Origin of the sequence: Streptomyces mangrovi, assembly GCF_900114215.1 — a bacterium.
Lineage (GTDB): Bacteria > Actinomycetota > Actinomycetes > Streptomycetales > Streptomycetaceae > Streptomyces > Streptomyces barkulensis.
In genome coordinates this window covers 223,621-237,674 of sequence record NZ_FOSG01000009.1, presented here as the reverse complement: position 1 = coordinate 237,674, position 14,054 = coordinate 223,621, and the positions used below count along the sequence as shown (strand labels likewise).

At 75.8% G+C, this 14,054-nt stretch carries 11 protein-coding genes; 5 read left to right on the top strand and 6 right to left on the bottom strand.

The window, feature by feature from the left end:
* Nucleotides 1-28: 28 nt before the first annotated feature.
* The 4 genes from BM237_RS15430 to BM237_RS15415 form a co-directional block, all read right to left on the bottom strand.
* Nucleotides 29-982, bottom strand: coding sequence for a hypothetical protein (locus tag BM237_RS15430; RefSeq protein ID WP_093850212.1), 954 nt, complete (start codon nt 980-982; stop codon nt 29-31).
* Complete coding sequence (locus BM237_RS15425) at nt 979-2,502, bottom strand: hypothetical protein (RefSeq protein WP_245793640.1); 1,524 nt, start codon at nt 2,500-2,502, stop codon at nt 979-981. The genes BM237_RS15430 and BM237_RS15425 overlap by 4 nt, the downstream gene beginning before the upstream one ends.
* 123 nt (nt 2,503-2,625) lie before the next feature.
* On the bottom strand, nt 2,626-4,152 hold the full coding sequence (locus BM237_RS15420; RefSeq protein WP_093850211.1) for a hypothetical protein: 1,527 nt from the start codon (nt 4,150-4,152) through the stop codon (nt 2,626-2,628).
* A gap of 267 nt (nt 4,153-4,419) precedes the next feature.
* Entirely contained in the window at nt 4,420-5,928 is a 1,509-nt protein-coding gene (locus BM237_RS15415; RefSeq protein WP_093850210.1) for a DNA-binding protein NsdB, read from the bottom strand.
* A 247-nt stretch (nt 5,929-6,175) separates the two neighbouring features.
* Here BM237_RS15415 and BM237_RS15410 point away from each other — a divergent pair, with 247 nt between their 5' ends.
* Complete coding sequence (locus BM237_RS15410) at nt 6,176-7,300, top strand: aminoglycoside phosphotransferase family protein (protein WP_093850209.1); 1,125 nt, start codon at nt 6,176-6,178, stop codon at nt 7,298-7,300.
* A 344-nt stretch (nt 7,301-7,644) separates the two neighbouring features.
* Entirely contained in the window at nt 7,645-9,588 is a 1,944-nt protein-coding gene (locus tag BM237_RS15405; RefSeq protein ID WP_425443700.1) for an N-acetylmuramoyl-L-alanine amidase, read from the top strand.
* Between the two features lie 99 nt (nt 9,589-9,687).
* Here the strand turns inward: BM237_RS15405 and BM237_RS15400 are convergent, their stop codons facing one another.
* Nucleotides 9,688-10,185 carry a glycosyltransferase family protein gene (locus BM237_RS15400; RefSeq protein ID WP_093850208.1) on the bottom strand — a complete coding sequence of 166 codons (498 nt, stop codon included), beginning with the start codon at nt 10,183-10,185 and terminating at the stop codon, nt 9,688-9,690.
* A 142-nt stretch (nt 10,186-10,327) separates the two neighbouring features.
* Nucleotides 10,328-11,134: a hypothetical protein gene (locus BM237_RS30535; RefSeq protein WP_093850207.1), complete on the bottom strand. Its 807-nt coding sequence runs from the start codon at nt 11,132-11,134 to the stop codon at nt 10,328-10,330.
* A 286-nt stretch (nt 11,135-11,420) separates the two neighbouring features.
* Here BM237_RS30535 and BM237_RS15390 point away from each other — a divergent pair, with 286 nt between their 5' ends.
* From BM237_RS15390 to BM237_RS15380, 3 genes are all read left to right on the top strand, one after another.
* Complete coding sequence (locus tag BM237_RS15390; RefSeq protein ID WP_093850206.1) at nt 11,421-11,609, top strand: hypothetical protein; 189 nt, start codon at nt 11,421-11,423, stop codon at nt 11,607-11,609.
* 101 nt (nt 11,610-11,710) lie between these two features.
* The gene (locus BM237_RS15385) at nt 11,711-12,010 is read left to right on the top strand and encodes a hypothetical protein (protein WP_245793639.1); all 300 of its coding nucleotides are present in this window, start codon (nt 11,711-11,713) and stop codon (nt 12,008-12,010) included.
* 122 nt (nt 12,011-12,132) lie between these two features.
* Nucleotides 12,133-14,037 (top strand): serine hydrolase domain-containing protein, encoded by a 1,905-nt coding sequence (locus tag BM237_RS15380; protein ID WP_093850204.1) that lies wholly within the window; start codon nt 12,133-12,135, stop codon nt 14,035-14,037.
* Nucleotides 14,038-14,054: the final 17 nt, after the last annotated feature.

Here is a 14,054-nt window from a genome sequence, read left to right as displayed (position 1 = left end):
TTGCTCTGGCGTCGCTGGGGACGGGGGTTCAGCTGTGGAAGGGCAGTCCGGCGTCGGCCGCCGGTTCGAGGGCGTCGGGGTCGGGGGGCGGCAGCAGGGTGGCGCTGCCGTCGCCGACGGGCACCACGCCCAGCTCCAGCAGCTCGGTCATGGCGGCGCTGCCCGCCATGTCGCGCACCTGGAGCTGGTAGCGGGCGGTGGTGCGGTAGGTGCCCCCGGCGTCGTCGCCGGTGCGCTGGAGGAAACCGGAGTCGGCGAGGAAGGCGGCGGCCTTGGCGACGATCCCGGTGGTGGAGCCGGCCAGCCGGCGGGAGTCCTTGGTGGCCCCGGTGGCGCTGCGCCGGGTGTACACCCGCCAGGCGGCCTCCAGACCGGGCGCGTCACTGGCCGGGTCGGTGTTCTCGCCCTCCTTCTCGGCGCGCTCCTCCAGTCTCCGGCAGGCCTGGCGGACGAAGGCGTCCACGCCGTTGACGGAGATCCTGCCGACGTAGCCGTCGTCGGCCAGGTCCTCGGGGCGGGGGAAGGACAGGGCGGCGACGGCCAGGTGGGCCAGGCCGTGCAGGAAGCGGTCGGTGGAGTCGGAGGTGGCGCGGCGGGCGTAGTCGCCCATGCGCACGGCGAAGACGGAGTCCTCGGCGGCGGTGACGGCCATCCCCGCGCGCGGGGAGACCTCCAGCACGACCAGACCGAGGCCGGTGGCGACGGCGTCGGCGAGCCGGGCGAAGGCGGGCTCCTCCCGGTAGCGGCGCAGCAGCTGCGCGTACTCGGCGTCGCGGGCGGGCAGCAGCTTGGGCTGGAGGCCGAAGGAGACCAGCCGGGCGGCGTCGGCGGCGTCCGGCGGGGCGAGGGCGGCGGGCCGCTGCGCGGACTCCGGTGCGGTTTCCGTTCCGGGCCCGCCGGGTCCGTCCGGCCTGTCCTGCTCGTCGTAACCGGCGTGACCGCTGTGACCGCTGTGACCGCCGTATGGGCCGTACTCGTTCAAGATGCCACCTCCGTACGGTCGGCCGCCATGCCCGCGGCGTCCAGCAGGGCCGTCCCCACCACGAGGTCGGCGCCGCCGAACTCCGGGTCGTCCAGTTCCGTGCCGTCGTCCACGGCGAACAGCAGGCGCCGCTCGCCCTGCCGGTAGGCGGTGCCGACCGGCGGGCTGGCGGCGTGCACCGCCAGCAGGGCCACCAGATAGGGCAGCTCCGGGTCGCGGCGGCGGGCCTCGGCCAGCAGGCCCGACAGCCGGCGCGGGGCGTCGGCGGGCAGCTCCAGCAGCTCCCGGGCGGCTTCCATCTGCTCCTCGCTGAACCGGCTGTCGTCGGGGGTGGCGACCAGATCCGGCTCGGGCATCTCGGCGCCCAGGTGCTCGCGGGGCGCGGGCGGGGTGAGCAGCATCTCGGTCAGGTCCCCCAACCGTACGGCCGCCGGGGTGCGCAGCCCGGTGCCGCGGGCGAAGAAGGCGTCGGTGACCTTGCCGGCCCGCTCCACCGGCAGCGGCAGCAGGGGCGCCAGCAGCTGCCCGTACAGGTCGAGGCCGATGGCGGCGGCGGGCGGGGCGAACGCCTGCCGGTCCTGCTCGGCGCGGAAGAGCGGTCCGGCCTCCAGCAGCCGTGACTGGAGCTGGGTGTGGCGCCGGATGCAGTCCTTGACGATGTCGACCAGTTCGGCGGCGCGCAGCTTGTGGTCGGGGTTCTTGTCGGCCGGGGCCTCGTCCCGTGCCCTGCGGATGTTGGTGAGGATGGCGTTCTCGTGGCGGTAGCGGTCGGCGACGTGGTCGAGCGCCTCGGCGATCATGTCGGGGACGGCGTTGAGCCAGTCGACCGCGCGGACGTTGCGCCGGGTGGCCTCCAGGGTGCGGCGCAGCGTCTCGGCGTACTGCACGGTGCGGTAGCGGGCCTGCTCGGCGGCGAGCTGGGCGTCGGCCAGGCGGCCCCGGCTGACCAGCACCTCAAGCTTGACCTCGGCGGCGATCTGCGCGCTGGTGACGTCGGTGTCCAGGGCTCCGACCAGGACGTTGACCGCCTCGTCGGTGGTGCGCAGGTACACGCCTCCGCCCGGCCCCGGCACCTCCTCGATCAGCTTGAAGTCGTAGTCGCGCCGTACGTACTCGCCGTCGGGGCCGAAGGTGCCGTAGACGGCGCGGAAGCCCCGGTCGACACTGCCGACGTTGATCAGGTTCTCCAGGACCCAGCGGGCGACGCGCTCGTGCTCGGCGGCGGGCCGCCGCGGGGCCTGGGCCGCGACCCGCGGCAGCAGCCGGGCCACTATCTCCTCGTGGTCGGCGCCGGTGTCGAAATCCATGTGCAGGGTGACCAGGTCGATGGCGGCCAGCGCCACCTCCGCCATCGAGTACGTGCCGTACTCCCCGGCCAGGTTGGCCTTGCGCGCGTCCAGGTCGTGCAGGGGCGCGGTGCAGGCCAGTGCCCGCAGGCGCCGGGCCAGGCCCTCGTCGGCGGCCGGGCCGGGTGCGGGCCGCCCGGCGCCGGGGGACGATGCGGATACTGCTGTGGTCACACGGCACAGATTAGGCGCTGGCACCGACAAAGATCGAAACGGCGGGTATGCGCCCGGCCCGCGCGGGCCTTGTCGGCCGGGGCGGTGCGCCGCGCCCCGGCCGACAAGGCCCGCGCCGCCGGATCAGCGGGCCGCGGCGCCGTCGGAGTCGAGCCGGCCGCGCACCGCGCTCTGCACGCCCTCCTCCTCCGCCGGGTCGGCGGCCAGCCGACGCAGCCGCTCGACGACCCGGGTGTCGCCGGTGGCGGCGTGGCGGGCGGCGATCTCGCGGGTGGACTCCTCGCAGTCCCACAGACACTCGATGGCGAAGCCCGCCGCGAAGGCGGGGTCGGTGGCGGCCAGGGCGCGGGCCGCCCGGCCGCGCAGCTGGGAGGAGGCGGTTTCGCGGTAGACGTGCCGAAGGAGGGGGGCGGCGCGGTGCACGGCCAGCCGGCCGGCGCCGTCGACCAGCGGCCGCAGACCGTCGCAGTCGGGCCCTTCGGCACACACGGCGCGGCGCAGCGCGGCCAGCACCAGGGGGGCGTCCCGCTCCGTGCCGTGGCAGGCCAGCAGCGCGGCGGCCGCCGTGCCCAGGGCGTCCTCGCGCCGCGCCCACCGGCGGGCGCGTTCCAGCGCGGCGGCCCCGCGCATCCGGGCGAGGGCCTCCAGCGCGGCCCGGGCGGCGGTGCCGAAGGGGACGCTCGCGGGGGTGGAGGGGGCCTGCTCCGCCACGGCGGCCTCGATCAGGTCGAGTGCCGCGGGGTCGCCGCGCTCGGCGAGGTGGCGCAGGGCGACGGCGCGCGCGATGTCGGGGCCTGACCGGGCGGCGTCGAGCAGTTCGGGGCGGTCATCGGGCCCGGCGACGGCGGCCAGACACCGGGCCGCGGCGGCCTCGCGGTGCAGCGGGTCGCGGCCCGGAGAGGCTCCGGGCACGGCGGAGAGCGGTCCGCCAACGGGGTCGGCGGAGAGGATCCGGTCGCCTTCCTGTGCCCAGTCGAGCACCGCGCGTACGCTCCAGCCGGGGCGCGGCCCGGCCGGCCTCATCTGGCGCTGCCAGCGGCCGAAGGAGCCCTGCTCACGGGCGCGCCCGAGGCGTTCGCCCTGTTCGGGGCGGGTCGGGTCCTCGGCCCACAGCCGCCAGGGCCTGGGCTCGAAGGCGTCGCGGACGGCCGCCGCGAGTTCGGCGTCGCCCTCGGGGGTGTGCGGGAAGCGCGCCAGGACGGCGGGGCCCAGCGGACGCAGGCCGGCGTCGTCGTCGCGGACGGCCAGTTCGTCCAGGGCCCAGCGCCAGTTGGCGCCGCGCGCGGCGTAGCGGCGCAGCAGCAGCAGCGCGCGGCTGTCGCCGTAGGAGGTCAGGTGCCCGAGGACGGAGAGGGCCAGTCCGGTGCGTTCCTCGCCGGTGTCGGTGAGGTCGTCGGGGCCGAACAGGTGCTCCTCGATGTCGTCGAGCCCGGCGTCCAGCTCCACGTGGAGCCGTGCGTAGTACAGGGAGCGGTGCTCGAGCCGCCAGTCGCGCCGGGGGTCACAGCGCAGGCAGTGACTCAGCGCGGCGAGCGCTTCGGCACGCGGGGCCGCGAGAGCGTGCAGCGTGCCGTCGCCGCGGCCCCTCTGGAGGAGGCCGAGCAGCGTACCGCTGGGCGCTATGTCGGAATCGACGGAATCGGCGAACATAAGGTCAGCATCCGGTGCGGGGCGAGGGACTGGCAACGGGATTTCCGCTCTCCGGCGTTCCGGCCGGTCACCGCGGGTTCGCCCCCCGTTCGTCCGGGGTCCTCCCGCGGGTTCCCGGCGGCGTGCGGAAAGCGGTCACTCCGGCCGCCGAAGGATACCGGGACCGCGGCGCCGCGCCGAGTCCGCGCGCACGGTCGGTGCGCGAAACGGCGGCCGCGGGACGCCCGGGCGTCCCGCGGCCGGAGGGCCGCCGGGCCCCGTCCGCCGCTACACCGCCGCGCCGCCCCCGGCCAGCCGGGGCGCGGGCACGGCGGCCTTCGCGCCGGGGGACCCGGGGGCCGTGGGCAGGGTGAGCGCGATCTCCTCGCGCAGGTCCTCAACCTTCGGATACCCGGCGTACCGTCCGGTGAGCCGGTACATCTCCCGCAGCCGGTCCCAGGTGCGGTGGGAGGAGGTGTTGCCGATGGTGACCAGGGCCAGCCGCGCGTAGCGGTCCGCCTGCTCGGGGTCGTCGGCGATGAAGCAGGCCGAGGCGAGGGAGATGTAGTCCAGGATCTTGGACCGCTCGCGGCCCTTCTCCCGCAGCCGCAGCGCCTCCTTGGCGTGCTTCTCGGCCGTCCTCGCGGCCGGGGGGTCGTGCTCGGCCAGGGTGCGGTACGCCAGCGCCTGCATCCCGTGCAGATCGGCCTCGTCGAACAGCTGCATCCAGCTGGGCGGCGGCACGTCCCCGCGGTCGGAGACGAACAGCTCCTCGGCCCGGCCGAGGGTGCGCCGCATCGCCTGGCCGCGCCCCATCGAGGCCTGGGCCCAGGCCTCGATGGTGTGCAGCATCGCGCGGGTGCGCGGCAGGGTCTCCTCGCCGCAGCCGGCCTTGGCCAGCTTCATCAGGTCCAGGGCCTCGTCGGGTTTGCCCAGGTGCACCATCTGGCGCGCGGCCCGGGAGACGGCCTCCCCGGCGCGGGGCCGGTCGCCGCCCTCACGGGCCGCGTGCGCGGCGATGACGAAGTACTTCTGGGCGGTGGGCTCCAGGCCGACGTCGTGGGACATCCAGCCGGCGAGCACCGCCAGGTTGGCCGCCACCCCCCACAGCCGCCGCTGGATGTGCTGCGGGTGGCGGTAGGTGAGCATGCCGCCCACCTCGTTGAGCTGGCCCACCACCGCCTTGCGCTGGAGGCCGCCGCCGCGGGCCGCGTCCCAGGCGCGGAAGACCTCCACGGAGTGCTCCAGGGACTTGACCTCCTCCGAGCCGACGGGCACGGCCTCGTAGCGGTCGGATGAGGCGGGGACGGCGGGCGGAGGGCCTCCGGGCCGGAGGGCTCCCGCCGGAGCCGGGTCGGTCCGGAGCCAGTCGTACAGAGCGCTGCTGAGCGCCGGTCCTGCGGTGAGCGCGGCGCCCGCGCCCACCAAGCCGCGTCGGTTGAGCATGAGGTCCATTCCCGTGAATTCGGTGAGGACCGCGGCGGTCTGTTCGGGGGCCCACGGCAGTCCGTGGACGGGTTGCCGTCCGCCTGCCTGCCCCGATCGGCCGAACCCGAGGTCCTCGATGGTCACGACACGGCCGAGTCGCTCGGTGAACAGGGTCGCCAGTACCTTCGGCACCGGGTCGCGCGGGGTCTCCCCCATGTCGATCCAGCGCCTCACCCGGGAGGTGTCGGTCGCCAGCTGCGGGTGGCCCATGGCCGCCGCCTGCCGGTTCACGCGCCGGGCGAGTTCGCCCTTGGACCAGCCGGTGAGGCCGAACAGGTCCGCGAGGCGGGTGTTGGGTCCCTTGGTCACGTCGAAGCCCCCAGGTTCTCGGCTGCCTCGACAGTAGCCCTCGCCGATCGCCCCCGAAGGGGCGCGCGGGCATTCGCCAGGGTTCGCCAGGGTCCGCCAGATGGTGTGCCACCCGTGTCCGGGTGTGCTGTAGGAACGCGCCACCCCGTCCGGTCTCACGGGCCTCCGCATTCCCCAGGGTGCGGCACGCCCCGGCCGGCCGGGTGGCGCGGCAATCCGTCGGCGCACGAAGGGATCCGGCTCGTCCATGAATCCAACACCGTCTCCCGTGCCGGCCCCGGTCCGGCAGCGTCCGCGACCGCAGTACGGCATGGTCCGCCCCGAGCCGGTGCGCACACCGCCCGCGGTCGCCGGTCTGCCCCGGCCGCGCCGGGCGCCCGGCGCGGGGGGACCGCCGGCCGCCGGGAGGCCGGCCCCGTCCGGCCCGCAGGACGGGCGGCTGCGCACCGCCATCGCCTCGGTGCACCGGGTCTGCCCGGAGTTCCAGCCGGTGCAGGTGCTGCGCCGCGGCGGGCGTTCGGTGCTGCTGGCGGGCACCGTCGGCCGCGGCACCGCGGTCGCCAAGTGCCTGCTGGACCACTCGCCCGCGCGGGTCGAGCGGTTCCGGCACGAGATAGCGGTCTACCGCACCTTCGTGCGCCACCGGCCGCCGGTACGGGTACCCCGGCTCATCGCCGCCGACCCCGACGGTTGCGTCCTGGTCGCCGAGCGGGCTCCGGGCCGTCCGATGGCGCTCCAGCGGCATCCGCTGGAGCCCCCGTCGCCGGCCGATCTGCGCGCGGTGCTGGGCGCGGTGTGCCGGGTGAACGCCTGGCAGCCGCCCGCGGGCCGTTTCGGGGCTCCGGTCGACTACGGTGTGCGGATCGCCCGCTACCACGGGCTGGGACTGCTGACGGACCGCGACCTGGGCGATCTGGGCAAGCTGCTCCACGGTCTGGCGCGCGGCGGCGGCCGCGCGCAGTTCTGCCACGGTGACGCCCTGCCGGCGAACATGCTGCTCTCCCCGGCCGGCCCGGTGCTGCTGGACTGGGAGCACGCGGGCTGGTACCTGCCGGGCTACGACCTGGCCACCCTGTGGTCGGTGCTGGGCGACAGCCCGATGGCCCGTCGCCGGATCAGCCGGCTCGCCCAGGCCGGGGGCCGCGACGCGCGGGACGCCTTCCTGGTGAATCTGCTGCTCGTCCTCACCCGGGAGGTCCGTGCCTGCGAGACGGCCGTGCAGCGCGCCATGCGGGATCCGGGGCCGGCCCCGGGCTGCGACCGTACCGGTCTGCTGAGTGCCGGCGAGGAGCAGCGGCTGCTGCTGCGCCGTCTGCACGACGACTGCGCGATGGCCCGGCGCGCGGTGCGGGCGGCGGTGGGCACCCGCTGACGGACCGGCCCGCGCGGTGCCGCGCGGGTCGGGGCCGGGGCCGGTCAGGGGAAGTCCGGGGCTGTGAGGTCGCTGTGAGGGGGCGGAGCGTCACCGGGCTGGACCTGTGACGCCGCGCAGGTCCGGGCCCGCCTCAGGGTGAAGACTCCCCCGTATGGCCTCTGACGTGGGGAAACCCGCCAGCGATCGCTTGCCTCGCGGTCGTTGACGGATCGTCGGCCGACCGATACCCCTGTGGGCAGTCCCGTGCCGCTCGGACGCGGCGTACCCCTCAGGAGGCCGTCTTGCCAGGACCCGTCCCCGCCCATCCGCAGGCGCCCTCGCGCGGTTTCGTCCGCCGGCGGCTGCGGGTGCTCACCGCGGCCTCGGTCGCCGCCCTGCTGCTGCCCCTCCTCCCGGCCACCGCCGACGCCGGCGGGCGGGAGCCGGATTCGCTGCAGGAGGCGTTCGCCCGCGCCGCCGACCGCTACCAGGTACCCGAGAGCGTGTTGCTGGGGGTGTCGTACCTGCAGTCCCGCTGGGACGGCCACCGCGGTGCCCCCAGCGTCTCGGGCGGTTACGGTCCCATGCACCTGACCGACGCGCGCACCGCCCTGGCCGAGGATCCCCACCACAGCCACGGCGCGGAGGACGCCCGCGGCGACACCGCCCGCGAAACCAGGCGAGTCGCCGACGCGCTGCCCGATCCCGCCGACCTGCCCGGCCGGCTGCGCACCCTGGAGCGGGCGGCCGAGCTGACCGGGTTGGACGAGGAGGAGCTACGGCGGGATCCGGCGGCCAACGTCGCCGGCGGTGCGGCGCTGCTGGCCGCCGCCCAGCGGGAGCTGGGGCTTCCGCCGAGCGACGACCCCGCCCAGTGGTACGGGGCCGTGGCGCGCTACCCGGGCTCCGGGAACGCGCGGGCGGCCGGGGTCTTCGCCGACGAGGTCTTCGACGTGATCCGTAAGGGCCAGCGGCGCACCACCGACTCCGGACAGCGCGTGGTGCTGGAGGGCGACCCGGACCTGGCCCCGAGGACCGCCCAGCTGGACGGCCCGGGGCTGCGCCCGGCGTCCCCGGCGCGCGACGGGCGTGTGGAGTGCCCGAAGTCCGTCTCGTGCGAGTGGATCCCGGCGCCGTACGAGGAGTACGCCAACCCCGACGGCTCGCCGAACTACGGCAACCACGACAAGGCCGACCGCCCCGCGTCGCAGAAGATCGACTACATCGTGGTGCACGACACCGAGGCGACCTGGGACACCACCCTGAGCCTGGTACAGAACCCGAAGTACGTCTCCTGGCACTACTCGCTGCGCGCCCTTGACGGCCACATCGCCCAGCACGTCCCCACCCAGGACGTGGGCTGGCACGCGGGCAACTGGTACGTCAACGCCAAGTCGGTCGGCCTGGAGCACGAGGGCTTCCTGACCGCCCCCGACGCCTGGTACACCGAGGCGATGTACCGCACCTCGGCGCGGCTGGTGCGGTACCTGGCCCACCGGTACGACATCCCGCTGGACCGGCAGCACATCATCGGGCACGACAACGTGCCGGGCGTGACGTCCGCCCACATCCCCGGGATGCACACCGATCCGGGGCCGTACTGGGACTGGCAGCACTACTTCACGCTGCTGGGCGCGCCCTTCCACCCCACGGCCGGGCCGGGCTCGGAGCTGGTGACCATCCGGCCCGACTACGACGAGCACAAGCCCCTCTACACCCGCTGCGACGCCTCCGGGCAGCCCTGCCCGCCGCACGGTTCGGGCGCGGTGCGGCTGCACACCGGGCCGAGCGCCGACGCGCCGCTGGTGAAGGACGCCGGGCTGCGGCCGGGCGGCGCTGACTCCACCACCGGTGTCAACGACACCGGCGCCCGCGCCTCGACCGGCCAGCGGTACGCGGTGGCCGAGCGCCGGGGCGAGTGGACGGCGATCTGGTACCTCGGGCAGAAGGCGTGGTTCCACAACCCCGCCGGCGCCCCGACCGCGGTACCCTCCCGCGGCCTGGTCGTCACCCCGAAGGAGGGCGCGGGGCCGGTGCCCGTCTACGGCCGCGCCTATCCGGAGGCCTCCGCCTACCCCGAGGGGATCCCGGCCCAGGCGATCTCGCCGCTGCCGTACACGGTGGAGGCGGGCCAGACGTACGCGCTGGGGCTGCGGACGAAGGGCGAGTACTACTACGCCAAGACCTTCGACCCCGCGAACCACGTGGTGGTCCGCGGCGAGGAGGAGTACTACCAGATCCAGCTCGGGCACCGGGTGGCCTTCGTCAAGGCCGCCGACGTCACGGTGCGGCCCGCCCGGCGGTGAGGTGACGCCGGCGAGCGCACGGAAAGGGGAGGGGCGCTTCGCAGCGCCCCTCCCCTTTCCGTGTCCCTCATGCCCCCGGCCGTCCGCGCCGCCGGTGCGTCAGCGCTGGAACAGCTCCGCGGGCAGCGGCTTCAGCAGCTGGTAGAGGTCCTCGGTGATCGGCCGGTCCCAGCTGGCGATGGTGACCAGCACACCGTCGCTGCGGTCGAACTGGACGCAGGAGATCCGGCTCTCCGAGCAGATGATCCGCCGCACGATCAGGAGGTTGTCGTCCAGCATCACCGGACTCTCCTCCGTCCCGGTGACGGTGACCTCCTCGTCGTTCTCCAGCGCCGCGAGCAACTGCGCGACCTCGAACGGGATCTGCCCCTCGGCCGTCTCGCGGGCCGGGGAGCCCTCCGGCAGGTTCCCGATGACCATGGCCGGCCCGCGTCCGCCGAACAGGTCGTAGCGCAGGAAGACGCCCTGGCAGCTTCCGTCCGGCGCGGGCAGCAGCCCGGCCCCGAGGTTGCCCGGCCAGTCCCCCGGGTCCATGGCCAGCACGTCGAAGTCGGGTCCGGCGGGTGTGGCGGCACTGCGGCGGCGGAGAAAGGACATGCGGCCATGGTACGGGCCCGGTACCACGGCAGGGCTTCGGCCCGCGCCCCTCCCGCACGGCGGTGAGGCGGGCCTTCCGCCCCCTCCTCGCCGCCGGCCGCCTCGCCGGAGCCGCCGGAGCCACCGGGGTCCGGCGGACGTCCTACCGCCGTCCGAGGGCCCGCACCGGGGCGGCCCACGGACGGCCGGCGGCAGTGGCGGCGGCGGACCGGGCGGGGAGGGCGGAGCGGCCCAGCTCGTGGAGGACGGCGGCCCTCTCCCTCGGCCCCGGCGGCTCGCGCAGGGCGCGTTCCAGGCATCGCCGGGCCGCCTCGGGCGCTCCGGCGCTCAGGTACTCGGCGGCGGCCTCGCGCAGGGTGGCGACGACGGCCGGGTCGCCCTCGGGGTGGACCTCCAGCAGATGGCGCGCGGCGGCCGTGGGGCCGTACCCCGCGCCCGCGACGACCGCGGCGGCCTGGCCGTGGAGGGCGACGCGCAGGGCGGGCGGGATGGACCGGTGGACGGCGGTGGCGGTCAGCGGGTGGGAGAAGCGCAGCGGCCGCCCCTCCCCACCGCCGGTGAGGACGCGGGCGGCGGCCAGCCGGGCACGGGCCTCGGCCGCCTCCCCCGGCCCCAGGGCGGCGACGTCCGCGGCGAGCGAGGGGGCAGCCTCGGTGTCGAGCACCGCGGCGGCCCAGGCCAGCCGTACGGCGGGGGCTCCCAGGTGTTCCAGGCGTTCCAGGTGTTCCAGGTGTTCGACGAGTCCGCCGTCCCGGCCGGGGCCGGGCCGCGGGACGGCGTGGAAGGGCGCACCCCTGCCCCGCTCGCCGCCGCGCGCCGACGGTACGGTGCGGCCGCGTGCGGCGGCGTCCGCGGCCGGGCCGGCCGGCGCGTCGTCCGGCGTCCCCGGTCCGGCCTCCCTCTCGAACATCGCCCGCTGCATGCGCCCCTGCTCTTCGTCCGCCGCCACGGCTGCCGCTTCACCACTCCCGCGGCAGGTGGTGGAGAGCGTACGCCGGTGTGAACCGGATGCGGTGCTCTTGACCGATTTCCCTTCCGGAGGAGCACCGTTTCGGGTAGTGACGCTCGACGCCACCCGCACGCACTCCCCGTGCCGGGGGAGCACGGAGTGTCCCCGGCGCTCTTGACCGGCAACTGCCTTTGTCCAAGGGCGGGTCGCCCGTTTCCGGGAGCTCGCCGCGCGCCTGCCCGGCCTGCTGGAGGCCGCGGGTGCGCCCGGGGAGACACGGGCTCGTGTGGAGGACTACGTCGACGGCGTGCGCAACGTGATGCGCGGCAACCTCGACTGGTCCCTGGAGAGCCGGCGCCACGACGACGCCGGGGTCGCCGCCGTCAGCGGCGGGCGCCTGCGCCCGTGGACCCGCCCGCCGGGGGCGGCTGCGCCGGAGTGCGGGGCCGGGACGGCGGATACGGTGCGGTCATGACGGATGCGACGGGGCTGACGGACGGCGGGACGACGGTCGGCCTCTGACGCGCGAGCCTGACCCGCGTTCCCGAACAGGTGTGGGAGCGCCGTGAGACACGGGTGCTGATCCTCGCGGACAACGCGCTCACCGACCTCCCGCCGCGAATCGGCCGACTGCGGCGCCTGCGCACCCTCGACCTCGGCCACAACGCGCTCACCTCCCCGCCCGAGGAGGTCGGGGAGCTGACAGGCCTGGACGGCTGCCTCCACCTCCACGACAACCGGCTGCGCACGGTGCCGCCCTGGCTGGGGCGGGAGCTGCCCGCGCTGGAGAAGCTGGATCTGCGCTGGAACGGGACGGTGGTCGATCCGGGGCTGGTGGGGGAGCTGGAGCGGCGCGGCTGCGTGGTGCTCCGTTAGGCGGGCGGCCCGCCCGGAAAGCCCGTCCGCCATGCCGCGGGGGTTGACGGACGGCACGCCCGGGAAGAAGGTTCCAGCGTTCTCCCGATCCGCTGAAAGATTCTTTCCCAAAGGGGCGCGGCATGACAGGTTCGGCACGGGATCGCACACCGGGCCCGGCGCCCGCTTCCGGCCCCGACGCGGGCGGGGGCGGGGCCGGGGGCATCGGCCGACGGCAACTCGGCCTGAGAGCGCTCGCGCTCGGCGGCGGCCTGGTCCTGGCCTCGGCTCCCGTGGCGGCGGCCCGTGCCCGGGGCGGGCGCGCCCTCGCCGCCGGCGGGCACGCGCCCGTCCTGCGCCGCGGCTCCGCGCGGCGTGCCGGACTGCTGGAGCCGCACCTGCGGCATCTGGTGGAGGACGCGCGGGCCTTCCTGGGCCCCTCCCCCGAGCACCCCTGGTACGCGGGCGCGGTCCTGCTGGCCGGACGCGGCGGCACCGTCGCCCTCCACGAGGCCATCGGCCACGCGGTGCGCTACTCGGCCTACGACGAGGCCACCGGCACCGGCGTGGAACTCCCCGCCGGCGAACAGGTCCCCGCCACCCCGGAGACCGTCTACGACCTGGCCTCCGTCTCCAAGCTGTTCACCGCGATCCTGGCCGTGCGGCAGATGGAGCGCGGCGCCCTGGAGCTGGAGGGCAGGGTCGCCTCCTACCTGCCGGAGTTCGGCGCGGCGGGCAAGGACAAGATCACCCTGCTGCATCTGCTCACCCACACCTCCGGGCTGGCCGCCTGGCTCCCGCTGTACGCCGAGCCCACCCGGGAGGACCGGCTGCGGCGGCTGTGGCGGGAGGAGCCCCTGGACCCGCCGGGCACGGTCTACCGCTACTCCGACCTCAATCTGATCACCCTTCAGCTCGTACTGGAGCGGGTCACCGGCAAGGGGCTGGACACGCTGCTGCGCGAGGACGTCACCGAACCGCTGGGCATGCGGTGGACCCGCTACAACCCGCCCGCCTCCTGGAAGCCGCGCATCGCCGCCACCGAGGACGCCCGCCGCCCCTGGTCGGGCCTGGACCGGGGCATGGTGCACGGTGAGGTCCACGACGAGAACGCGTACGCCTTCGGCGGTGTGGCCGGCCACGCCGGGGTCTTCTCCCGCGCCTGGGACCTGGCCGTGCTGTGCCGCGCGCTGCTGAACGGCGGCGCGTACGGCGGCGCCCGCGTCCTGGAGCCGGAGTCGGTGGATCTGCTCTTCCGCGACTTCAACACCGCCTTCCCCGGCGACGAGCACGGTCTGGGTTTCGAGCTGTACCAGCACTGGTTCATGGGCGCCATGGCGACCCCCCGCACCGCCGGGCACACCGGCTTCACGGGCACCTGCCTGGTGCTGGATCCGACCACCGACACCTTCCTGGTGCTGCTGGGCAACTCCGTCCACCCGGTGCGCACCTGGCGCTCCGGCAGCGCGCCGCGCGTGGCGGCGGCCACCTGCCTGGCCCGGGCCGTGCCGGTGCGCCCCGCCGAAGGACGCGCGGCCTGGTTCTCGGGGATGGCGAGCGGCGCCTCGGCCGTGCTCGCCCTGCCCGAGGTGACTCTCGGCGGGAGCGACGGGGGCGGTGGAGCGGAGGACGGCGCGGGCGGCGCGGGCGGCGCTACGGGTGCCCGGCTGAGCTTCTCGGTGTGGTGGGACACCGAGCGCGCCTTCGACGTCCTGCGTCTGGAGGCGTCCGGCGACGGCGGCGGCACATGGGAGCCGGTGCCGTTCACCACCTCCCGCCCCGGCCAGGCCCCGGTGCGGCGTCCGGAAGGGGCGCTGCACGGCTTCTCCGGGCGGGTCTGGCACCGGGCTCTGGCGGACCTGGGCGCCTGGAGCGGCCGGGCGGTGCGGCTGCGCTGGCGGTACACCACCGACGCCCGCTACGTGGGGCGCGGCGCGTACGTCGACGGCGTCCGGATCGAGGACGGCGGGCGCGCGGTGTTCGACGGCTCGCGGCGCCGGGACGCCGGCCGTGTCACGGCCGACGGCTGGTCGCTCTCGGCCGACTGACGCTCCGTCGCCGGCGT

Excerpts from the sequence above, each read along its gene's own strand:
- BM237_RS15420 (WP_093850211.1), bottom strand. The coding sequence starts at position 4,152 with ATGTTCGCCGATTCCGTCGATTCCGACATAGCGCCCAGCGGTACGCTG.
- BM237_RS15410 (WP_093850209.1), top strand. The coding sequence starts at position 6,176 with ATGAATCCAACACCGTCTCCCGTGCCGGCCCCGGTCCGGCAGCGTCCG.
- BM237_RS15400 (WP_093850208.1), bottom strand. The coding sequence starts at position 10,185 with ATGTCCTTTCTCCGCCGCCGCAGTGCCGCCACACCCGCCGGACCCGAC.
- BM237_RS15380 (WP_093850204.1), top strand. The coding sequence starts at position 12,133 with ATGACAGGTTCGGCACGGGATCGCACACCGGGCCCGGCGCCCGCTTCC.